Origin of the sequence: Rickettsia endosymbiont of Ceutorhynchus obstrictus (assembly GCF_964026565.1) — a bacterium.
In the GTDB taxonomy this organism is placed as follows: domain Bacteria; phylum Pseudomonadota; class Alphaproteobacteria; order Rickettsiales; family Rickettsiaceae; genus Rickettsia.
Map to the genome: position 1 here is coordinate 222,572 of NZ_OZ032162.1, position 19,253 is coordinate 241,824.

The following is a 19,253-nucleotide window of genomic DNA, read 5'->3' on the forward strand; positions in this document are numbered from 1 at the left end:
GGATGACAATTATTTTCTGGATTGTAACAAAGCTTGCAGCAGCGGCGTTGTCGCATAGCTCGAAAATTAATAAAAATCCGTTATTGCGAAGCCACGAAGTGGCTGCGGCAATCCAGGCTATCCCGAATGTAATGAGGGATTTAATTAGAATACTAAACAAGTTTAGTATAAAAATATGTTTAACCGGATTGCCACGTCGGCACTTTGTGTATCCTCGCAATGACGATTCCGGTAGCCCTGCAACAACACCTGCAGCGGTGAGCCATGACGTTTTGGGTATCCACTCAACAATGCCTTGCGGGAATGACATCGAAAATAATCCACGTAACACGGACTTCTGATAATAACGATTTTTCAAATTAATAAAGTATCTATGCATAAATAAGTTATAGTGATTTTGCTTCTGCGTAAAATATAGGTAACCATTTTTCAGGATCGTCACCGTGTTTTTCCCTAATTTGATCAAGTAGCAAGACGGTTTCAACTCTGCCTGATAAGACATTAATTATATTAGTCATACCGTCTAAACTAACTTTAGCGACTACGGCGTCTACTCCTTGTTTTATTAAAAAATAACGTGTTGTCGGATCGGTAGTTTTAATTAAAGTATATTCACGCTGACTAAGCATAAAAGCCGTGCGATAAATATCGGTTGCTTTAAGGTTAGGTAGAAAAATCTGTGTAGCCGTTTGCTGTATCAACGTATCGCTAATCCTACTTTTTGCCGCATCTTCAACGCTTTGAGTAGCAAAAATTACAAAAGTATTTAATTTACGTAAAACTTTTAGCCAGTCTTTAATTTTAGGAGCAAATACCGGATTATCAATTAAAGCCCAAGCTTCGTCAAGTACAAGCATTGTTCTTTGCCCGTCTAAAGAAATATTAATTCGGTGGAAGATATATAACAATACGGGCGATAAGCTAATCGGGTCTTTTAGTAATTCTGTCATATCAAAACCGAATACTCTGGCTTTTTGTAAGTCAATATTATCTTCTTCATTATCAAATATTTTTGCATGAGAGCCTTTACCGACCCACATAGCAATTCGACTTGCTAAACTATCTGGGGTATCGATTCCTAAAAATGCTACGACGTTACTAAGTCTTCTATCTTTTTTCTCAAGCCTAAAGCTACCGCTTACTAGTTGAGATAACACTTTGTTATCTTGAGCCGTTAAGCTTTCTCCGCTAGAAGTTACTAGAACTCTTAGCCATTCTAAAATAAATGTCCTATTTTCACTAGTATCGTCTAATTGTAAAGGGTTGAAGTTACATTTTATCCCCGGATCGATCGTAGTATAAACGCCGTTCAGTGCGCGAATAAATATCTCGGCTCCTCGATCTTTATCAAAAAAGAACATTCGAGGTTTAAATTTTTGAGCTTCGGCGCATAGAAAATTCATTAAGACCGTTTTACCGGCACCTGTAGGTCCGATAATTAAAGTATGTCCGACATCTCTTACATGGAAATTAAAATAAAAAGGCGTACCAGAAGTAGTATCAAGTACCGTTACGTATTCTCCCCAATGGTTATCTTTAATTTTACCTAAAGGGTAATTATGTTGGGAAGCAAAACTAGCCATATTTAAAGTATTTATAGTAGATTTGCGGACTATATAATCTATATTTCCCGGCAATTGCCCCCAATAACTAGGTTCCATATTAATTTTTTCTCTAACGGGTTGAATACCGGAATTAGAAAGTTCGACTGAAGCCATTGACAATATGTCTTCCAAAGCTTTAGGGTTATTTGCGGAACATAGAAGCGACAAATGATGTTCACCGAACCCGATATCGCCGCTGGTCGCCATATCAAGTGCTTGCGAGATTTCGGCAACTTGCGACACTGCTTTATCACCGGATTGGATCATTCGATTTTGCTGCAGTTGCATTTTACCTATTGCTACCGTTCTGTTGGCAAAAACAAAACTTTGAGTCATGACAAATTCAAAAGGCATTTGTAAAAAACCGTCAAAAATTCCTGCAGAAGTAGAAGGGCCGTATTCAAGAATACTTATTATACCGGCGTACTTTTTCCCGACAGGGCTTCTTGACTCAATAATTCTAGAGCCGAAAAATAATCTATGAGTAGGAATATATTGATCGATAGGGCCTCTCGGTAAAGCGACGGGACCGGGAGAATCACCGCAATTTATAAGAGAAGAAAGAAATTCTAAAATTTCACAATAAGAACCTTTATCGGTGGCACGTGTGCCGAGCAATGTTGCTCCATAGCTTCTAAAAGTATTAACTATTCTGGTAGACATTTCTTGGAGATTTTCTTTCATCTCTTTCATATCATTTTCCCAGGCGGTTTTATTAGATTTTTGTCTTAGTTTCTTAATAAAATACTCAACAATAGCCGCACCTCCGGTATCGGGTCTGTATAAAATGCTAACATATAGCTCATTAAAAAATGACCTAGCACCGGCGTGTTTTTTCCGCCATTCCGCGCCTAAATAAGTTATAAAATCATTCGGTACTTTTACTGTCGGGTCGTATGTAAATTCAGTATCGTCAAATATCACGGCTTTACGTCTTCTGATAATATGAAAATACATTATGATATTACCGGATGACATGTTTTTTAATAAAGCATTCCGAATATTTTTTTTAATATCGAGATCTTCATCGTCAGCTGTTTCAAAGGAAAAACCGTTTATTTTTACGACTTGTAAAAGTTCATTATTCTTAGTAAGGATAGTATTACTATCCCAGTGGCATTTATAGGGAATAAAATGAGAGGCTGACTTTTCCTGTTTAGCCTTTGATTCTTTGGCAGCTTTGGTTTTAAATAACTTCATTACTTAACCTGAATATTTTTTGACTATACTATTATCAGTGAGGCGTGAATTATTCAAACTCCTCGGTGTCATTCCCGCTGCCCTCTATGTCATTTCCGCTGCCCTATGTCATTTCCGCTGCCCTATGTCATTCCCGCTGCCCTATGTCATTCCCGCGTAGGTGGGAATCCAGAAAAATTATAGTCATCCTGAATTTATTTCAGGATCTACTAAAGATGCTGCAACAAGTTCAGCATGACAATGAAAAGTCTGGATTCCCGTTTTCACGGGAATGACATCGAAAATTTGAGCCAAACAACAATGCTACACTCAAGCACTATATGAGTTTGCTCCATAATAAAATTTATTAGGACATTGGCTAGTTCTTGACAGCTTATTTAAATATAATTCTATAAATCTCGGTTCTTTAAAACATATAATATAACCGATTAAATGCAAGACTCCGGCAACAAATAAAACAGAAATCCCGTTATTCCAAATAAATAATGTCATAGACGTTATCATATTTAAGGCTGCAAATTTTATGCTTACCCCGAATATCATCGCCGGTCTAGTTAACCCTACAAATAAAGGATCGGATGATAAATTGCCGGCCATAAATTACCTTTCTTATTTAAAACTATTATTTATATTTTGTAAACATAGTAAGTAGCACTGAATTTGGAGTGGTATTACTTATAAAATGCACACAGCCGATATTATTTTCAATTGCATTAACTGCAATTTCGATTAATTCCGCTTTTATAAAATTATTATTATCGTTTAACATTGATTTAAATACATTAACATCTTGCGCTTTTATATCAGGCGCAAGAGATTTTGATGACTCATACGGCAATATTAAATGATCTGCGCTTAAAGCAGAAGAAATTACGGCGGTTGTAAGGTCGGCATTTAATAAATGTGTGTTTTCTTGTTCATCATTGGCGATAGGCGATATAACCGGTATAATATTATTATCTTCAAAATTTAATAAAATTTCAGGATTAATCATTATAGGCTCACTTATAAAACCAATATCTATAACATCCTGATTTGTGGTTCTTCGATGCGATAATTTAGATTTCTTTGCTTGAAGTAAGTTAGTATCCTTACCGGAAATACCGATAGCATAGCACCCCACGCTACAAAGCTTTGACACAATAAGTTTATTAACATAACCGGATAAGATCATTTCCATAATAATAGGATTATTATGAGCCATTGCTCCGATTCTATCATTAAGATTATCTTCAACTAGTGTTTTTAACGGCGAATTTTCTAAATCGATATGATCATGTATTATAGATATTTTAGCACCACACATCTCAAGTAGTTGAATAGATTCGGCAAAAGCCGTTAATAATTCATTATTATTAATAATTGTTGACGATAATTTTACTACTATAACCTGATCTTTTATCTCGTTACCACGTCTTATTATGTCTTTGATTGTGATAATATTTTTTAAAGAAGGAATATTTTCAGTTTCCTTTTTTTTACGATTTGATGCATTTTGCCAAACTAGCTTTAAGTTCTCTTGCACCTTCTTTACTCCTGCTGCTTACATACATTACATTACATGAGTAGTTTAAAGTTGCAAGAAAATTCTGTATTTCGGTAAAAAGCTTTTCGGGATGAGTTACTTTATCCGACTTAGTAAAAATAATTTGAAAATCCCTATTATAAGAAAGTAATAATTCTGCAACTTTCTTATCATGCTCCTTTATTCCTCTTCTTGAGTCGATTAACAAATTCACTAATTTAAGATTGAGGCTATTTTGCAGATAGTGAGCAATTAATATATCCCATTGATTTTTAACGGAGAGAGGAACGTTAGCAAAGCCATAGCCCGGAAGATCGACTATAATAAGCTTTTCCGCTAGATTGAAGAAATTAATTTGTTGAGTACGTCCCGGGGTATTAGAAACTTTAGCAAGATTTTTGTTATTACATAAAGTATTAATTAAACTTGATTTACCGACATTTGATTTACCGACAAAAGCAATTTCCGGCAGAGAGAAGTTGGGTATCTGACTTGGACGCATTGCACCGGCAATAAATTGTGCCTGCTGACGAAAAAGTTTAGTAACTTTATCAATACTCATAATAATATTGAGGTTTTTGTATAATTAATTAACATGAATGCAGCAATGCTACGTGAGTAGGCATTGTTGTGTGGATACTAGAATCGTCATTGCGAGCCGCTGTAAGCGGCGTGGCAATCCAGGCTATCCCGAATGTAATGAGGGATTTAAATTAGAATGCTAAACAAGTTTAGCATATCTGGATTGCCGCGTCGCCTACGGCTCCTCGCAATGACGCTCTCTTAAGTTGACACCCATGTCATTATATTCGGGATAGCCTAGATTGCCGCGTCGGATATCCGGCGTTGTTGCATGGATGGTTAAAATCGCTTAAAACTTGTCATACCGTGGCTTGACCCACTACTGTACGAACGTTGAAAAAAGGCTGTGTCATGCCGTGACTTGATCACGGCATCCAGGAAAATAAAGCCATATTAGACTTATTTTAGAATCTTTTTATGATATTATAAGCTGGATTCCGTGGTCGTAGCCACGGAATGACAGAATTTTTACCTCTTTATTTAAACGTTCGTACAATAGTGGGCTTGACCACGGTATCCAGAAAAAATTAAAAAACCTGACTGGATGCCGTGGTCAAGCCACGGCATGACATCGCGGTACTTTTAAAGAATACCCAAAATATAGCAATTTTCGATCCATGCAACAACGCCGAATAAATCACGGAATGACATCGTGAAATTTGCTATAAATTTGGAGCCATGCAACAAAATTGCTTTTAGCTAAGAATGACATTGTTGCGTGGATATCGTACCGTCATGGCGAGGTGCCTCTTGGCACCGTGGCCATCTAAGTATAAACGTATTTTTATATTAAACTTGCCACCTATATAAATTTTTGGTATTCTAATTAATCCCTCATTACTATTGCCGGATAGCCTGGATGGCCAAAGCCACGCAGTTCGCTCGCCATGACGGATTTTTATTAATTTCCGATCCACGCAACAATGCTTCACGAGAATGATATTTTTACAATTATGGATAAAGAATTTTTGGTTGCGGGGGCTGGATTTGAACCAACGACCTTCAGGTTATGAGCCTGACGAGCTACCGGGCTGCTCCACCCCGCGATAATAAACTATTAATTAATAGTTCTATAGTATGGATAAAATGAAATTAGTTTTAAATATATAAAGTTATTTAAAGCTATATTATTACTCTGACTCCGGTTTTTTTGTCATCCCAAAAGAAAGACCGGAAAATTTTTTATTAAAGTCACTAACACTTTTATTAGATTGATTAACAATATTTCCCATATCTTTGTTCCATGCCGGATGTTTTCTATAATCAACATCCATTAAAATTTCGCCGGTAGGATGAGCCGACATTGTTTTAAAAGTGTCGCTACTAATCTTAATTAAAAACTCTTTATATTCCGGATGTATGCCGCTTTTCATAATGTTTTCGCTAGTTTGTTTTGAATTATTTTCTTTTTAATAACTTTTGCGTTGTCGGATAAAACATCATTAGATACTTTTATCATATACTCATCAAAACCGCCGGCTTTTTCCACCGAACGTATGCACTTTGCATTTACCGATAATCTATATTCTTGCGCCGTTACGTCGCTTATAAATTTAACGGACCTTAAATTAGGCTCAAAACGCCTTCTAGTTTTGCGTTGTGAGTGAGATACATTATTACCGTACAAAACGCCCACCCCAGTGAGCTCACACCTACGAGACATAAGTCAAATACCTTAAAACTTAACTACAAATAAGGGAATATAATGTAATTACCGGCAGCTGTCAAGCGATCTTTGTAATATAATCTAGGCATTGCTAAGTCAAAGTAGATGTAGTCATTGCGAGCGACTGAAGGCGTTGTTGCATGGCTCGATAAAAGCAGCAGTATGTCATTCCCGCGAAAGCGGGAATCTAGAAAAAACACTTAAAATAAACAAAATTATATAAAAATTTACTATATAATTCGCTTAAACATTTTCTGGATTCCCGCCTTTAGCTAGAATGACATCGAAAATTTGAGCCATGCAACAAAGCTGCGACCAAAGGGAGCGCGGCAATCTAGAAAATAATAATTTACATAGCATTTTGTACTAATTTTTTCCTGGATTGCCACGTCGGGACTACGTCCCTCCTCGCAATGACGGTGTTTTTTTATAAGGATTTCGAGCCATGCAACAACGCTTGCAGCGGCTCGCAATGACGTAGAATTTCAAGCTATCTATCTTCACATCTTAAACACGTCTAGCATAGAATATAATCCTGGCGGCTTGTCGGCTAGCCAAATAGCGGCTTGAATTGCGCCGTCGGCAAAAGAATTTTTATTAAGAGCTTGATGTTGCAAGGTGATTGTTTGGTCATCGCTCAAAAAATATATATCGTGTATGCCGTGAATATTCCCGCCGCGTAGCGAAGTAATACCGATTTCGTTATCTTTTCTGCCTCTGTTATTACTGCGATTAAATGCCGCGCATTCATCAAAATTTAAACCCTTTGCTGCTGCAATTATTTCGCCGAGTAAAATAGCCGTCCCTGACGGTGCATCTTTTTTAGCGCGGTGATGAGTATCTAAAATTTCAACATCATAACTATTATCAAGAGTTTTTGCAGCTATCTTAGCTAAAACTCCTAGTAAATTAGCCCCTAAACTCATATTAGCGGAATATAAAATAGGCAAAGTTTTTGCCGCCGTTTTTATATAATCCAAATATTGAGGTTTTAAGCCGGTAGTACCGATTACTAATTTAGTTTTGTGCTTAAGAGCGCTATCTATTAGTTTTTCTAATAGTTCCGGAGTAGAAAAATCGATAACTATCGCGGAATTTTTACAAAGATCATATAAGTTGCTTAAATTGTTTAGGCTATTAAATTGCGCCGTAATTCTGCATTGATCAAACTTGCTAATTCTGTCTTTAATCGTTTGCCCCATTCTACCGGTGGCACCGCAAAGCCCAATGTTGATAGTCATTTTAATTCTTGATATGATTTTAGGAAATATAATAACGGTTTTGAGTTATGTTTTATAGCGGTATTAATAACTTCGCCAATAAATATAATATGATCGCCGGCTTTATAGCTTGCAACTTTTCGGCATTCAATATGGCAAATTGCACCATTTATTAACGGGCAAGCGGTATATTGCCCTAATTCATAAGAAATATTTAAAAATTTGTCTAGGTTATGCTTGGAAAAATGCTTAGAAAGATCAGATTGGTCTTCAGCTAAAATACTAACTGCAAATTTATCGCTATTGCTAAAACCGCCGATACTAAAAGCTTTTTCATCAAGACAAAAAGAGACTAACGGCGGTGTCAAGGATACGGAAGTAAAGGAATTAGCCGTAAAACCGAAAAGTTCGTTGTTATAGGAAGTAGTTATAACAGTGACGCCGGTAGGGAATCGGCTCATTGCATTTTTAAATTCGTCGTTTTTTACTGTATTAGCCATTTTTTCATAATTTTATTAAGAGTTCCGTCTTTTTTTAATGCGCCGATTGCTTCATTAATTTCTTTAATAAGTCCTGAATCTTTAGACATAGCTATCGCAAATTCCGAAGAAAATTCTTCCAAAGTACAGCTCGCCAGATTAGAATTATTTTCTTTAAATTTTATGGATTGGAATTCTTCAAGGATAACGGCATCTATAACCTTTGATTTTAGTTCTTCCACTAACATTAAATTATTTGATAAAGAGTTAATTTTAATATTTATTTTTTGCGCTAGTTCTTGAGCTGTTTTTTCCCAACTACTACCGAGTTGCGCTCCGACTATTTTATTGTTCAAATCATCAACGCTTTGTATATTGTCCTCCAATCTATATAAGATCGATAATTTTGTCTTCCCATAATTATCGGAAAAACTAATATATTTTTGCCGTTCCGGAGTGGCAGAAAGCGCAGCTATGACGACATCGATATTTTCGCTAACTAAAGCTGCAAGTAACCCGTTAAAATCAAAGTTTTTTATGATGACTTTTTTGTTTAAACGTTCGCCTATTGCATTTATAATATCAATATCAAGTCCAACAATTTCACCGTTTTGAATAAATTCATAAGGAGGATTATCGGCAGAAGTGCCGACAATTAAATTATGTTCGGATTCCTGTTTTTCGCAAGCAAGTAGTAAAAAAGATAATAAAAATATTTTTAGTAATTTCATATAATAAATTTTTTAAATTATTAGTTAACTAGATTAACAAGATAAGGCTAAGTCAAGTGTCGGTTGTGTACAGCGTCATCTCGATCGCTTGATACAAGCGAATTTTTCTGGATTCGCCTGTACTCACGTATTATTAACGGCTAGCGCAGGCTCACCTTTAAATTCATCTTGTCTAAATCTTTCTGAATTTAGCTGTATACTGAATCCGTCATTGCGAGGAAGCCGTAAACCTTGTTGCATGGCTCGGATTTTCGATGTCATTCTAGCTAAAAGCGGGAATCCAGAAAATATAAAAAAGTCATCCTGAATTTATTTCAGGATATATTAAAAAGATGCTGAAACAAGTTCAGCATGACAAAAAAAGCCTGGATTCCCGCTTTTAGCTAGAATGACATACGGCACTTTTTTAGAGCCACCCAACAACGCCCCGCCTTTAGCTAGGAATGACATTAGAGGCTTATTTGTCCCTTAAACTAACATCTATGCAGCATTGCCTCCTCGCAATACTAAGTAATCTCAATAATTAAACCCTTAGCAGTTCATTAATAGCAATTTTGCTCCTAGTTATTTTATCAACTTGTTTTACTATAACCGCGCAATAAAGCCCGGCTTTACCCGCTTCAGCTGCGGGAAGCGTCCCCGGTACTACCACCGAATAAGGCGGTACTCTGCCGTAAATAATTTCGCCCGTATCTCTATATACTATCTTCGTGGAGGTGGCAATAAATACGCCCATACTAATTACTGCGCCTTCTTCTACTATTACGCCTTCGGCTATTTCTGATCTAGCCCCGATAAAACAATTATCTTCAATTATTACCGGCTTTGCTTGCAATGGTTCTAATACGCCGCCTATTCCTGTACCGCCTGAGATATGACAATTTTTACCGATTTGCGCACAAGAGCCGATTGTTGCCCAGCTATCAATCATTGTTCCTTCGTCTATATAAGCGCCGATATTAATAAAAGAAGGCATAACGACAACATTTTTGGCTATATAGGTACCGGTTCTAATAAAAGCTCCGGGTACTACCCGCATTCCGGCTTTTTTAAAAGTACTTTCATCGGTGTCCGGCGAGAATTTAGCAGGAATTTTGTCGTACCAATTTTTATAATTACTAGTGTAAATTTTTGATTCAGTAACGATAAAATATAATAATATCGCTTTTTTTATCCATTCATTCACATACCAATTATTTTCTTTTTTTTCACAAACTCTAAGGGTACCTTGATTTAAATCGTTTATAATGTTATTAACTATCTCTCTAATATCCTTTAACTTTGAAGAGTCATGTAGTAGTTTATCTTTTATTTGCCAAGCGTCTTCAATTTCTTTAATATATGCTATACTACTCATCTTTCAGGAATTATTTTTTTATTTTATCAGGGATTTACATACTCGCCTATTTAAGTATAGGCTGCGTGTACTCACCCTTCAAAATAAAATCTAATTCCTGAAATACGAGCAGTATAGCATAATACTGTATAGGTCTATATGATAAAAATAATAAATAACTTTATCATTAAGTCAATTTATAAAATATAATAATTAAATGTATATTACTTGTCCAAATTGTCAGACAAAATTTACCGTTTTTAACGAGCAAATAGGTATAAACGGTCGAAAAGTTAAGTGTTCTAAATGCCGTCATATTTGGCATCAAAAATTAGATTATAATGCTACGAAACTAACTGATTTTGCTAAAATTGAAGAACCCCCTGAAGCTATTACTACACCTTTTAAAAATGAATTTTATACAGAGGGTAGCGGTCTACCGGCGTTATTACCCCGTAAACCTCCTAACTATAGTTTTTTTTCTTTGTTATGGATTAGCTTTATTATTTTTTCTTCAATAATATTATTAGAAGATAATTGTAGATTTTTAGTTAGGTATGATCAATTAAAAATTGATCATATTGTTATTCAAGATATTAAAAATCCTGATAGAATAAAAATTTCATATGCAGTAACTAACCCGTCGAGTTATCAAATATCAAACCTAATATTTAGGGTTAGGATAATCGATAAAAACCGGAAAATTTTGGATTCTTACGTAACTAATAAGATGAATATTAATATTTTGCCTGATCAAACGATAAATATGGCAATAGAGCTTGACGGCTTGCCGCCTTTTGCCGAGTATTTAGATATTACTATAGGCAATAAATTTGATTTTTTATTTAAATAAAAGCTACAGCGTCATTCAAAAAGCTTGATACAAGCAAATTTTCGACATTCGCCTGTACTCACCTACTCTAGTACGCTGCTCAGGCTCGTCTTTAAATTTATCTTGTCTGAGGCTTTCGGAATTTAGCTGTATATGCTAGATTCTTTATTTTGAATTTCGCTACAAAAATTTTCCTACTTAATTATTAACTATTATTTTTTTTCTTGGCGGGAGATATACGCTATCATCTTCCATGAGCGAAATTTTTTCCAAAAGCCCGATAAAACGACCTTTATTAGGTACCAATTTTACTATTGCCCATCCTTCTTTTATTGATTCTTTTATTTGTTCTAGGTCTGATTTATGTTCAGAAAAAGATATAATTTTTTGTGCTAAATCTTGCATTTCTTCTCCTAATAGTTAATAAAAGTTATTTATTATAATATATTAATAATAAATAAAATCAATAATTTTTGTTTAGAGGCTTTGTTGTATGGCTCGAGTTTTTTGCAAAGCGTACGGTGTCATCTAGTTGCTTGACCGCGGCATCCAGTCTTTTTATTAAGGTTTTTCCGGATACCGTGGGAGGGCCCACTACTGTACGAACGTTGAAAAAAGGCTGTGTCATGCCGTGACTTGATCACGGCATCCAGGAAAATAAAGCCATATTAGACTTATTTTAGAATCTTTTTATGATATTATAAGCTGGACTGAAGTGGTCGTAGCCACGGAATGACAGAATTTTTACCTCTTTATTTAAACGTTCGTACAGTAGTGGGGAGGGGCCTCGGTATGACACCGTACTTATAATAACCATAATACGGTAAATTATTAGCCATGCAACAACGCCAATATTTAGAATTAAATACTTTCTAAATTTGCATTAGAAATAATAAAATGATAATCTCCTTATTTGGGTTAATAATAGATTAATATGCAGAAAAATGATTTAGCCGAGCCGGCGGCTCTGTCAAAAAAGCAGTTATTTGCTTTTTTCGGAATGGTTGTCGGGATGTTTATGGCGGTACTCGATATCCAAATCGTCGCAAGCTCATTGTCGGTAATAGCTGCAGGGCTTGCTGCCTCAAGTGATGAGCTGTCCTGGGTTCAAACATCTTATTTAATAGCCGAAGTAATTATAATACCTATTACCGGCTTTCTAGCTAGATTACTTTCGACCAGAATTTCCTATTTTATTGCGGCGTTCGGTTTTACTATTATGAGCATATTATGCTCTCTTGCTACTAATATTGAATCAATGATTATTTTTAGAGCTTTGCAAGGATTTTTCGGCGGTGCAATGATACCCACGGTTTTTAGTACTGTTTTTATAATTTTCCCCGTCTCTCAGCGCCCGACAGTAACGATATTAATTGGGTTAGTAGTAACCGTAGCGCCGACGCTTGGACCGACACTCGGAGGCTATATTACGGAAGTTTTATCTTGGCATTTTATGTTTTTGCTTAACGTCATACCCGGGATTTTTGTTTGCACAGTCGTTTTTCTTTATGCCGATTTTGATAAACCTAATTATAATTTACTGAAAAATTTTGACTTTATCGGTATAGCACTGATGGCTGTAACCCTTGGAACATTGCAATATGTTTTAGAAGAAGGAAATAAAAAGGGGTGGCTAGAAGACACTGAAATATTGCTTCTAAGTATTATGGTAGCTAGCGGTTTTATTGCTTTAATTATTTGGGAATTAACATTTGTTAATCCGATTTTAGACCTGCGAACGTTTTTATATAAGGACTTTACTTTCGGCTGCCTTTATTCTTTTGTGATGGGTATCGGCTTATACGGAGCGGTATATATCTTGCCGTTATTTTTATTTACGATAGCAGGGTATGATACCGTGCAAATCGGTGTTACTATGATGGTGACGGGAGCGGCGCAATTTTTATCCGCTCCGATTGCCGGCAGGATGTTAGGCGCCGGTGTCGATTTAAGGATAATGCTGATTATAGGGCTTGGAGGATTTGCCTTGGGTTGTCATTTAAATAGTTTTTTAACACCGGATTCGAGATTTGCCGAGTTTGTGTTACCGCAATTTGTTAGAGGCTTATCTTTAATGTTTTGTTTCATACCGACCAATAACATTGCTCTCGGCAATATGCCGAGAGAAAGAGTGGGAAATGCCAGCGGTCTTTATAATCTTACCCGTAACCTTGGTGGAGCAGTAGGGCTTGCGGTAATTAGTACTATCCTTACTAACTACACTAAAACTTTTGCCGGCTATTTAGGAGAAAATATTTCTTCTACTTCTTCGAGTGCAGCAGAGCAATTAGCATTTTTTAGTCAGTTATTGGACGGGAAAGTCGTCGATCCGGAAAAAGCTTCGTATTTGTTACTTGCGAATCAAATAAATGCCGATGCGTTTGTAATTGCAATAAATAATATATTTAATATGATAGGGTTAATATTTGTGATGATTATGGTTTTGATTCCTTTTACTTCCAATATTAAACTAAAGAAAGCGGTCAATGCGCATTAAAATTATTACATTTTTTATTTTGTCGATAATCTGGATCGGGTTAATGGGAGAATTAAATAACCCTATTAAAATGTTATGGATGGGTATTGTCCCTGTAGGTATTTATTTATTTTCTCGATGGCTTGATATTATACCGCACAAAATGCATTTGAATTATAAAGCCCCATTATATTTTTTATGGTTACTGGTAGAAATATATAAATCTGCGTTTGCGGTTATTAAAATCGTCTGGGGTAGAGATATGAAAATAGAACCGACTTTTGAATGGGTTGATGCAGAAGGGTTACCGGAAATAGGACAGGTAATATACGGTAATTCGATTACCCTAACGCCGGGTACCGTAACACTTGATATAAATAACAATATGTTGTTAGTGCATGCGCTTAACAAATCATCAATTGACGATTTAAAAAACGGGATTATGCTTAATAAGGTTAAGGGGATGTTGAGAAGATAATGCCCGTGTGAATCTCTCAACGTCATTGCTAGGAGGCATTGCGTGGATACCCTAAACGTCATTGCGAGGAGGTGCGTAGCACCGACGCGGCAATCCAGAAAAAAATATTATGAAACAACTTGTGGTGTATATTATTGCTGATAAACGAAACGGTACGATTTATACCGGTGTAACTTCCAATCTTGTTAAACGTATATATGAACATAAGAGCGGTCTTATGAATGGATTTAGTAAAAGATACAATTGTAAAATACTTGTATTTTATGAGATTTGTGAAACTATGGAATCAGCAATAATAAGAGAAAAACAAATTAAATCAGGTTCACGAGAAAAAAAGCTTAAGTTAATTGAGCAACTGAATTTAGAATGGAGAGATTTGTATAATGAAATTATTTAACTGGATTGCTGCTCTAAGCGATGTGGCAATCAAGTTAAACATATTTGCATGCTAAACTTGTCAGCTATATAAATTAGCATTCTAATTAAATCCCTCATTACATTCGGGATAGCCTGGATTGCCACAGCCACTTCGTGGCTTCGCAATGACGGGTTTTTATTAATTCTCGAACTACGCGGCAACGCCTCCGTGGCTTCGCCATGACGATTTAGTATACTATTTAGGAAAACATTATTTATGGATGAATATTTTAAACAAACAGGGTTTTTATTTGGCGGTAATGCTGTTTTTATAGAAGAATTATATCGGCAGTATTTAACAAATCCCAATTCTGTTGATCAAACTTGGCAAGCATTCTTTGGGCAGATTAAGGATAATGAGAGTGCAAAAATTAATAAAAGCACGGCTAAAATAATACTCCCTTCAGAGGTTAAAATTTCTGAAGAACCTACCTTATCTTCAGAAATAGTAGATAGTTTTAAAACCGTAAGAATGATCGAAGCCTATCGTAAATACGGTCATTACTTTACAACTCTTGACCCCTTAAATCTTGAAATTGTTAAAACTAAAAATGATGTAAAGCTTGATATTCTAAATTTTGATTTTAGTAATGAGCAGTTAGAGAATGTTATAAATGTTCCTGATGAATTTTTTGGATTAAAGAAATGCAAATTATCGGAATTAATTAAGCTACTCGATAAAACTTATTCCGACCATATCGGCGTTGAATTTGAACAAGTAGAAAGTGCGGAAGAAAAAAATTGGTTATATAGTCAGCTAGAAAATGAAGCTACGTTATCACCGGAAGAAAAAAAGATTATATTAAATGATTTGGTAGAAGTAGAAGGATTTGAGCAGTATTTACATACAAAATTTCCCGGAGCAAAGCGTTTTTCCGTCGAAGGCGGAGATTCTTCGGTAGTTGCTATGGATAAAGCTATAAACTTATCAGCTAGTTACGGCGTCGAAGAAATTGTAATCGGTATGGCGCATAGGGGGCGACTTAATACTGTTACTAAAATAGTCGGTAAACCTTATAAAGCCGTTATTGCCGGATTTATTAGCGGTAATGTATTTCCTGACGACTTAAATGTTTCGGGGGATGTAAAATATCATTTAGGTTATTCGTCGGATAGAGTTGTGAGCGATAAAAAGATTCATTTATCGATGGCGGATAACCCCTCTCATTTAGAAGCGGTAAATCCGATAGTTGCCGGAAAAGTTAGAGCCAAACAAGATGCTATACGAGATACTGAACGTAAAAAAGTTAAGGCTATTTTAGTTCACGGCGATGCGGCTTTTTGCGGTCAAGGAGTCGTAGCTGAATGTTTATCTATGTCAAATTTAGCTGCTTATGATACCGGCGGGATATTACATTTTGTTATTAATAATCAGCTAGGCTTTACAGCCAATGCCAAGGATACCCGCTCAAGCAGATATTCTACTGAATTTGCTAAAATAATTGCTGCACCTATTTTTCACGTCAACGGCGACGACATGGAAGCAGTTTTAAAAGTAACTAATATTGCTGTAGAGTATCAGCAAAAATTTAGCAAGGATATTGTAGTTGAAATTATTTGTTATCGTAAATACGGTCATAATGAAGGCGATGAACCGATGTATACGCAATCAGTTATGTATAATGCAATTAAAAATAAACCCACGCCTGGTGCGGTTTATGCCGATAAGCTAGTAAAAGACGGAGTAATTGACGGTAGTTATTTTGCTAAACTGAAAGAGCAATTTAAAGCTAAATTAGATCAAGAATATGAGCAAGCTAAAAACTATAAACAAGAGGCGCATTTTCTAGGTGGTTTATGGCAAGGGCTAACTCGTTCTAGTTCCGGAATAATTACCACCGGTGTTAATAAAAAAACTCTGCAAGATATAGGTGTAAAATTATGTGAAGTGCCTAAAAATTTTGCAATTAATCTGAAACTTGTTAAATTATTTGAGGCGCGTAAAAGCACTTTAATAGAGGATAAACCGATTGATTGGGCAACTTCTGAGCAATTGGCTTTTTCAAGCTTGCTTATTTCGGGTACAAAAATAAGGTTTACCGGTCAAGATTCAGGACGCGGGACTTTCTCACATCGTCATTCGGTATTATACAGTCAGATAGACGATACGAAATATATACCGCTAAATAATCTAGCCGAAAATCAAGCAAAATATGAAATAGCGGACAGTCTTTTATCCGAATACGCGGTACTTGGTTTTGAATATGGTTATTCTTTAGCAGATCCTCGGAATTTAGTTATTTGGGAAGCACAGTTCGGTGATTTTGCCAACGGCGCACAAATTATATTTGATCAATTCATTTCTAGTAGTGAAACTAAATGGCTACGTTTAAGCGGTCTCGTCGTTTTACTACCGCATGCTTTCGAGGGACAAGGACCGGAACATAGCTCGGCAAGGCTTGAGCGATTTTTACAGCTAGCGGCGGAGGATAATATGTATGTTGCTTATCCGACGACTCCCGCTTCTATTTTTCACCTGCTTCGTCGTCAAATACTCGGTACTACTCGTAAGCCGTTAATAGTTATGACGCCGAAATCATTATTAAGGCATAAATTAGCCGTGTCATCACTTGCGGAGCTTGACGAAAAAACTAGTTTTATACCGGTTCTGGATGAAGTTAATATAGATGCAAGCAAGGTTATAAAAGTAATTTTATGTAGCGGTAAAGTTTATTATGATTTAGTAGAAGTGCGTACAGATAAAAACATCACGAATATAGTAATTATAAGGCTAGAACAATTATATCCTTTCGAGAAAAATATAGTAGTAGACTTATTAAAGAAATATAATAAAGCTAAAGAATTTATTTGGTGCCAAGAAGAGCCAAAAAATATGGGAGCATGGAGTTATATAGTTTCTTATTTGGAGGGGGCTTTAAAAGAAGCCGGAGTTAGTAACCGATTTAAATATGTCGGGCGAGAGCCTTCAGCATCCCCTGCAGTCGGGTCGTTACATGTACATACCGAACAGCAGCAGAAACTAGTGAGAGATGCGTTGGGGGTTTACGTTGTCGCATCTCCATCGTCATTGCGAGGAGCGTAGCGACGTGGCAATCTAAAAAATTATGAAACAACCAGCAGTATATATTGTTACAGATAAACGTGGTGGTACGATTTATACAGGTGTAACTTCAAATCTTATTAAGCGTATATATGAACATAGGAATGGGCTTATTAAAGGGTTTAGTACAAAATATAATTGTAAAATACTAGTATTTTATGAAATTCATGAAACTATGATATCTGCAATAGCTAGAGAAAAACAAATTAAAGCAGGCTCAAGAGAAAAGAAAATTAAGCTAATTGAGCAAATAAATTTAGAATGGAAGGATTTATATAAAGAAATTATTTAGATTGCCGCACTCCCTTCGGTCGCTCGCAATGACGCTGAAAGGTATCCGCGCAACAATGCCGCACGGGAATGACATAAAAAAATACAAAAATGACATATTAGTAACAAGGAGTAAAACAATATGAGCGTTAAAATTACAGTGCCGTCTCTCGGCGAATCGGTTACGGAAGCGACTATTGCCAAATGGTATAAAAAAGAAGGTGATGCCGTTAAAATAGATGAGTTGTTATTAGAGCTTGAGACGGAAAAAGTTACGCTAGAAGTTAATGCTTCTGCTAACGGTACTATTAGTAAAATATTAAAAAATGAAGGAACAAATGTAGCAGTCGGTGAGGATATAGGGGAAATTCTAGAAGGAGAGGCAGGAACTACTACATCGCCGCAGCCGCAAAAAGATACTGCAAATTCTACGCCTCCTAAAGTCGCTACGCCTCAAATGTCAGAAAAAGTTACGGCAGCCAACACTAGCCTTGCTCCGTCCGTACAAAAATTAGTGACTGAGAATAAACTTGATCCGAGTAATATAAAAGCTTCCGGTAGAGACGGAAGAATAACTAAAGGCGATGTATTGGAAGTATTAAATACTCCTGCAAGTCAAGCACCGACTCCACAAGCAACTAGCGGCATAAAAGCAAATGACGATAGAGTGCAGCGTGTTCGTATGTCGCGTTTGCGTAAAACTATTGCCCAGCGTTTAAAAGATTCTCAAAATACGGCAGCTATTTTGACGACTTTTAACGAAATTGATATGTCGAAAGTAATAGCTTTGCGTACGCAATATAAAGAAGAATTTGAAAAAAAGCATAATGTAAAACTCGGATTTATGTCTTTTTTCGTGAAAGCTACTATTGAAGCTTTAAAAACGATTCCTTCAGTAAATGCCGAAATAGACGGCGATGATATTGTTTATAAAAATTATTACGATATCGGCGTAGCGGTCGGTACAAATCAAGGTCTGGTAGTACCCGTTATTAGAAATGCCGATAATTTAGGATTTGCCGGCGTAGAAAAAGAAATCGGTGCCTTAGCTCAAAAAGCGAGAGAAGGGAAATTATCTATGACCGATCTGTCGGGCGGAACTTTTTCGATTTCTAACGGTGGAGTATATGGCTCGTTATTATCAACCCCGATTATTAATCCTCCGCAATCGGGTATTTTAGGGCTTCATAAAACAGAAGAAAGAGCCGTGATAATAAACGGCAAAATTGAAGTGCGTCCGATGATGTATATTGCATTATCTTATGACCACCGAATAATAGACGGCAAGGAAGGCGTTACTTTTTTAGTAAAAATTAAAGAACTTATTGAAAATCCGGAAAAATTATTGTTAAATTTGTAATAAAATCTTTCTATTA

General features: G+C 36.1%; 27 protein-coding genes and 1 tRNA gene. 11 read left to right on the forward strand and 17 right to left on the reverse strand.

Annotation, left to right across the window (positions count from 1 at the left end; translation table 11 throughout):
• Positions 1 to 2 precede the first annotated feature (2 nt).
• On the forward strand, positions 3 to 341 hold the full coding sequence (locus AAGD64_RS01345) for a hypothetical protein (protein WP_341793583.1): 339 nt from the start codon (positions 3 to 5) through the stop codon (positions 339 to 341).
• Positions 342 to 386: 45 nt separating this feature from the next.
• Here the strand turns inward: AAGD64_RS01345 and AAGD64_RS01350 are convergent, their stop codons facing one another.
• On the reverse strand, positions 387 to 2,804 hold the full coding sequence (locus AAGD64_RS01350) for a VirB4 family type IV secretion/conjugal transfer ATPase (RefSeq protein WP_253308100.1): 2,418 nt from the start codon (positions 2,802 to 2,804) through the stop codon (positions 387 to 389).
• A 44-nt stretch (positions 2,805 to 2,848) separates the two neighbouring features.
• On the opposite strand from AAGD64_RS01350, the gene AAGD64_RS01355 reads away from it, so the two are divergent.
• Positions 2,849 to 3,079, forward strand: coding sequence for a hypothetical protein (locus tag AAGD64_RS01355; protein WP_341793584.1), 231 nt, complete (start codon positions 2,849 to 2,851; stop codon positions 3,077 to 3,079).
• A 34-nt stretch (positions 3,080 to 3,113) separates the two neighbouring features.
• Here AAGD64_RS01355 and AAGD64_RS01360 read toward each other — a convergent pair whose 3' ends face one another.
• The 7 genes from AAGD64_RS01360 to rpmB form a co-directional block, all read right to left on the reverse strand.
• The gene (locus AAGD64_RS01360) at positions 3,114 to 3,401 is read right to left on the reverse strand and encodes a type IV secretion system protein VirB3 (RefSeq protein ID WP_341793585.1); all 288 of its coding nucleotides are present in this window, start codon (positions 3,399 to 3,401) and stop codon (positions 3,114 to 3,116) included.
• Between the two features lie 25 nt (positions 3,402 to 3,426).
• Positions 3,427 to 4,329: an acetylglutamate kinase gene (locus AAGD64_RS01365; RefSeq protein WP_253308098.1), complete on the reverse strand. Its 903-nt coding sequence runs from the start codon at positions 4,327 to 4,329 to the stop codon at positions 3,427 to 3,429.
• Positions 4,283 to 4,891: a ribosome biogenesis GTP-binding protein YihA/YsxC gene (yihA, locus tag AAGD64_RS01370; RefSeq protein WP_253308097.1), complete on the reverse strand. Its 609-nt coding sequence runs from the start codon at positions 4,889 to 4,891 to the stop codon at positions 4,283 to 4,285. The genes AAGD64_RS01365 and yihA overlap by 47 nt, the downstream gene beginning before the upstream one ends.
• Before the next feature lie 715 nt (positions 4,892 to 5,606).
• Positions 5,607 to 5,828, reverse strand: a complete 222-nt coding sequence (locus AAGD64_RS01375; RefSeq protein ID WP_341793586.1) for a hypothetical protein — start codon at positions 5,826 to 5,828, stop codon at positions 5,607 to 5,609.
• 52 nt (positions 5,829 to 5,880) lie between these two features.
• Positions 5,881 to 5,957: transfer RNA gene (locus tag AAGD64_RS01380), tRNA-Met, on the reverse strand.
• Positions 5,958 to 6,041: 84 nt separating this feature from the next.
• Positions 6,042 to 6,284, reverse strand: coding sequence for a 50S ribosomal protein L31 (gene rpmE, locus AAGD64_RS01385; RefSeq protein WP_253308096.1), 243 nt, complete (start codon positions 6,282 to 6,284; stop codon positions 6,042 to 6,044).
• Positions 6,281 to 6,574, reverse strand: a complete 294-nt coding sequence (rpmB, locus tag AAGD64_RS01390; RefSeq protein WP_341789597.1) for a 50S ribosomal protein L28 — start codon at positions 6,572 to 6,574, stop codon at positions 6,281 to 6,283. The genes rpmE and rpmB overlap by 4 nt, the downstream gene beginning before the upstream one ends.
• A gap of 91 nt (positions 6,575 to 6,665) precedes the next feature.
• Between rpmB and AAGD64_RS01395 the strand changes: the two genes are divergently transcribed.
• Positions 6,666 to 6,800, forward strand: a complete 135-nt coding sequence (locus AAGD64_RS01395; protein WP_341793587.1) for a hypothetical protein — start codon at positions 6,666 to 6,668, stop codon at positions 6,798 to 6,800.
• Positions 6,801 to 7,077: 277 nt separating this feature from the next.
• Here AAGD64_RS01395 and dapB read toward each other — a convergent pair whose 3' ends face one another.
• The 6 genes from dapB to dapD form a co-directional block, all read right to left on the reverse strand.
• The gene (gene dapB, locus AAGD64_RS01400) at positions 7,078 to 7,818 is read right to left on the reverse strand and encodes a 4-hydroxy-tetrahydrodipicolinate reductase (RefSeq protein WP_341793588.1); all 741 of its coding nucleotides are present in this window, start codon (positions 7,816 to 7,818) and stop codon (positions 7,078 to 7,080) included.
• Positions 7,815 to 8,297, reverse strand: a complete 483-nt coding sequence (locus AAGD64_RS01405) for a flavin reductase family protein (protein ID WP_341793589.1) — start codon at positions 8,295 to 8,297, stop codon at positions 7,815 to 7,817. Before AAGD64_RS01405 ends, dapB begins: the two co-directional genes overlap by 4 nt.
• The gene (locus tag AAGD64_RS01410; protein WP_341793590.1) at positions 8,282 to 9,007 is read right to left on the reverse strand and encodes an ABC transporter substrate-binding protein; all 726 of its coding nucleotides are present in this window, start codon (positions 9,005 to 9,007) and stop codon (positions 8,282 to 8,284) included. The genes AAGD64_RS01405 and AAGD64_RS01410 overlap by 16 nt, the downstream gene beginning before the upstream one ends.
• Before the next feature lie 123 nt (positions 9,008 to 9,130).
• Entirely contained in the window at positions 9,131 to 9,268 is a 138-nt protein-coding gene (locus tag AAGD64_RS01420) for a palindromic element RPE3 domain-containing protein (protein ID WP_253308090.1), read from the reverse strand.
• Between the two features lie 63 nt (positions 9,269 to 9,331).
• Entirely contained in the window at positions 9,332 to 9,457 is a 126-nt protein-coding gene (locus AAGD64_RS01425; RefSeq protein WP_341793591.1) for a hypothetical protein, read from the reverse strand.
• A gap of 73 nt (positions 9,458 to 9,530) precedes the next feature.
• Positions 9,531 to 10,364, reverse strand: a complete 834-nt coding sequence (gene dapD, locus AAGD64_RS01430; protein ID WP_341793592.1) for a 2,3,4,5-tetrahydropyridine-2,6-dicarboxylate N-succinyltransferase — start codon at positions 10,362 to 10,364, stop codon at positions 9,531 to 9,533.
• 196 nt (positions 10,365 to 10,560) lie between these two features.
• Here dapD and AAGD64_RS01435 point away from each other — a divergent pair, with 196 nt between their 5' ends.
• On the forward strand, positions 10,561 to 11,196 hold the full coding sequence (locus AAGD64_RS01435; protein WP_341793593.1) for an MJ0042-type zinc finger domain-containing protein: 636 nt from the start codon (positions 10,561 to 10,563) through the stop codon (positions 11,194 to 11,196).
• A gap of 177 nt (positions 11,197 to 11,373) precedes the next feature.
• Here AAGD64_RS01435 and AAGD64_RS01440 read toward each other — a convergent pair whose 3' ends face one another.
• Positions 11,374 to 11,580 (reverse strand): DUF2674 domain-containing protein, encoded by a 207-nt coding sequence (locus tag AAGD64_RS01440; protein ID WP_341793594.1) that lies wholly within the window; start codon positions 11,578 to 11,580, stop codon positions 11,374 to 11,376.
• A gap of 274 nt (positions 11,581 to 11,854) precedes the next feature.
• Positions 11,855 to 11,992: a hypothetical protein gene (locus AAGD64_RS01445; protein WP_341793482.1), complete on the reverse strand. Its 138-nt coding sequence runs from the start codon at positions 11,990 to 11,992 to the stop codon at positions 11,855 to 11,857.
• A 117-nt stretch (positions 11,993 to 12,109) separates the two neighbouring features.
• Here AAGD64_RS01445 and AAGD64_RS01450 point away from each other — a divergent pair, with 117 nt between their 5' ends.
• From AAGD64_RS01450 to AAGD64_RS01460, 3 genes are all read left to right on the forward strand, one after another.
• Positions 12,110 to 13,672 (forward strand): DHA2 family efflux MFS transporter permease subunit, encoded by a 1,563-nt coding sequence (locus AAGD64_RS01450; RefSeq protein WP_341793595.1) that lies wholly within the window; start codon positions 12,110 to 12,112, stop codon positions 13,670 to 13,672.
• A 70-nt stretch (positions 13,673 to 13,742) separates the two neighbouring features.
• Positions 13,743 to 14,129: a Na+/H+ antiporter subunit E gene (locus AAGD64_RS01455; RefSeq protein ID WP_341794215.1), complete on the forward strand. Its 387-nt coding sequence runs from the start codon at positions 13,743 to 13,745 to the stop codon at positions 14,127 to 14,129.
• A 109-nt stretch (positions 14,130 to 14,238) separates the two neighbouring features.
• Positions 14,239 to 14,526 (forward strand): GIY-YIG nuclease family protein, encoded by a 288-nt coding sequence (locus AAGD64_RS01460; RefSeq protein WP_341793596.1) that lies wholly within the window; start codon positions 14,239 to 14,241, stop codon positions 14,524 to 14,526.
• 29 nt (positions 14,527 to 14,555) lie between these two features.
• Here AAGD64_RS01460 and AAGD64_RS01465 read toward each other — a convergent pair whose 3' ends face one another.
• Complete coding sequence (locus AAGD64_RS01465) at positions 14,556 to 14,708, reverse strand: hypothetical protein (RefSeq protein ID WP_341793597.1); 153 nt, start codon at positions 14,706 to 14,708, stop codon at positions 14,556 to 14,558.
• A 55-nt stretch (positions 14,709 to 14,763) separates the two neighbouring features.
• On the opposite strand from AAGD64_RS01465, the gene AAGD64_RS01470 reads away from it, so the two are divergent.
• Genes AAGD64_RS01470 through odhB form a run of 4 tightly spaced genes read left to right on the forward strand, consistent with a single transcriptional unit; the run spans position 14,764 to position 19,237 of the window.
• On the forward strand, positions 14,764 to 17,589 hold the full coding sequence (locus AAGD64_RS01470; RefSeq protein ID WP_341793598.1) for a 2-oxoglutarate dehydrogenase E1 component: 2,826 nt from the start codon (positions 14,764 to 14,766) through the stop codon (positions 17,587 to 17,589).
• Positions 17,590 to 17,611: 22 nt separating this feature from the next.
• Entirely contained in the window at positions 17,612 to 17,899 is a 288-nt protein-coding gene (locus AAGD64_RS01475; RefSeq protein ID WP_253308083.1) for a GIY-YIG nuclease family protein, read from the forward strand.
• A 1-nt stretch (position 17,900) separates the two neighbouring features.
• A complete protein-coding gene (locus tag AAGD64_RS01480) occupies positions 17,901 to 18,023 on the forward strand; it encodes a hypothetical protein (protein WP_341793599.1) in 123 nt (40 codons plus the stop codon).
• Positions 18,020 to 19,237 (forward strand): 2-oxoglutarate dehydrogenase complex dihydrolipoyllysine-residue succinyltransferase, encoded by a 1,218-nt coding sequence (gene odhB / locus AAGD64_RS01485; protein ID WP_341793600.1) that lies wholly within the window; start codon positions 18,020 to 18,022, stop codon positions 19,235 to 19,237. The genes AAGD64_RS01480 and odhB overlap by 4 nt, the downstream gene beginning before the upstream one ends.
• The last annotated feature ends 16 nt before the right edge of the window (positions 19,238 to 19,253 follow it).

Bases quoted from the DNA above. Each gene is read 5' to 3' on its own strand.
- AAGD64_RS01345 (WP_341793583.1), top strand. From the start codon at position 3: ATGACAATTATTTTCTGGATTGTAACAAAGCTTGCAGCAGCGGCGTTG.
- AAGD64_RS01350 (WP_253308100.1), bottom strand. From the start codon at position 2,804: ATGAAGTTATTTAAAACCAAAGCTGCCAAAGAATCAAAGGCTAAACAG.
- AAGD64_RS01360 (WP_341793585.1), bottom strand. From the start codon at position 3,401: ATGGCCGGCAATTTATCATCCGATCCTTTATTTGTAGGGTTAACTAGA.
- yihA (WP_253308097.1), bottom strand. From the start codon at position 4,891: ATGAGTATTGATAAAGTTACTAAACTTTTTCGTCAGCAGGCACAATTT.
- rpmE (WP_253308096.1), bottom strand. From the start codon at position 6,284: ATGAAAAGCGGCATACATCCGGAATATAAAGAGTTTTTAATTAAGATT.
- rpmB (WP_341789597.1), bottom strand. From the start codon at position 6,574: ATGTCTCGTAGGTGTGAGCTCACTGGGGTGGGCGTTTTGTACGGTAAT.
- dapB (WP_341793588.1), bottom strand. From the start codon at position 7,818: ATGACTATCAACATTGGGCTTTGCGGTGCCACCGGTAGAATGGGGCAA.
- AAGD64_RS01405 (WP_341793589.1), bottom strand. From the start codon at position 8,297: ATGGCTAATACAGTAAAAAACGACGAATTTAAAAATGCAATGAGCCGA.
- AAGD64_RS01410 (WP_341793590.1), bottom strand. From the start codon at position 9,007: ATGAAATTACTAAAAATATTTTTATTATCTTTTTTACTACTTGCTTGC.
- AAGD64_RS01420 (WP_253308090.1), bottom strand. From the start codon at position 9,268: ATGACATCGAAAATCCGAGCCATGCAACAAGGTTTACGGCTTCCTCGC.
- AAGD64_RS01425 (WP_341793591.1), bottom strand. From the start codon at position 9,457: ATGTCATTCCTAGCTAAAGGCGGGGCGTTGTTGGGTGGCTCTAAAAAA.
- dapD (WP_341793592.1), bottom strand. From the start codon at position 10,364: ATGAGTAGTATAGCATATATTAAAGAAATTGAAGACGCTTGGCAAATA.
- AAGD64_RS01435 (WP_341793593.1), top strand. From the start codon at position 10,561: ATGTATATTACTTGTCCAAATTGTCAGACAAAATTTACCGTTTTTAAC.
- AAGD64_RS01440 (WP_341793594.1), bottom strand. From the start codon at position 11,580: ATGCAAGATTTAGCACAAAAAATTATATCTTTTTCTGAACATAAATCA.
- AAGD64_RS01445 (WP_341793482.1), bottom strand. From the start codon at position 11,992: ATGGTTATTATAAGTACGGTGTCATACCGAGGCCCCTCCCCACTACTG.
- AAGD64_RS01450 (WP_341793595.1), top strand. From the start codon at position 12,110: ATGCAGAAAAATGATTTAGCCGAGCCGGCGGCTCTGTCAAAAAAGCAG.
- AAGD64_RS01455 (WP_341794215.1), top strand. From the start codon at position 13,743: ATGTTATGGATGGGTATTGTCCCTGTAGGTATTTATTTATTTTCTCGA.
- AAGD64_RS01460 (WP_341793596.1), top strand. From the start codon at position 14,239: ATGAAACAACTTGTGGTGTATATTATTGCTGATAAACGAAACGGTACG.
- AAGD64_RS01470 (WP_341793598.1), top strand. From the start codon at position 14,764: ATGGATGAATATTTTAAACAAACAGGGTTTTTATTTGGCGGTAATGCT.
- AAGD64_RS01475 (WP_253308083.1), top strand. From the start codon at position 17,612: ATGAAACAACCAGCAGTATATATTGTTACAGATAAACGTGGTGGTACG.
- odhB (WP_341793600.1), top strand. From the start codon at position 18,020: ATGAGCGTTAAAATTACAGTGCCGTCTCTCGGCGAATCGGTTACGGAA.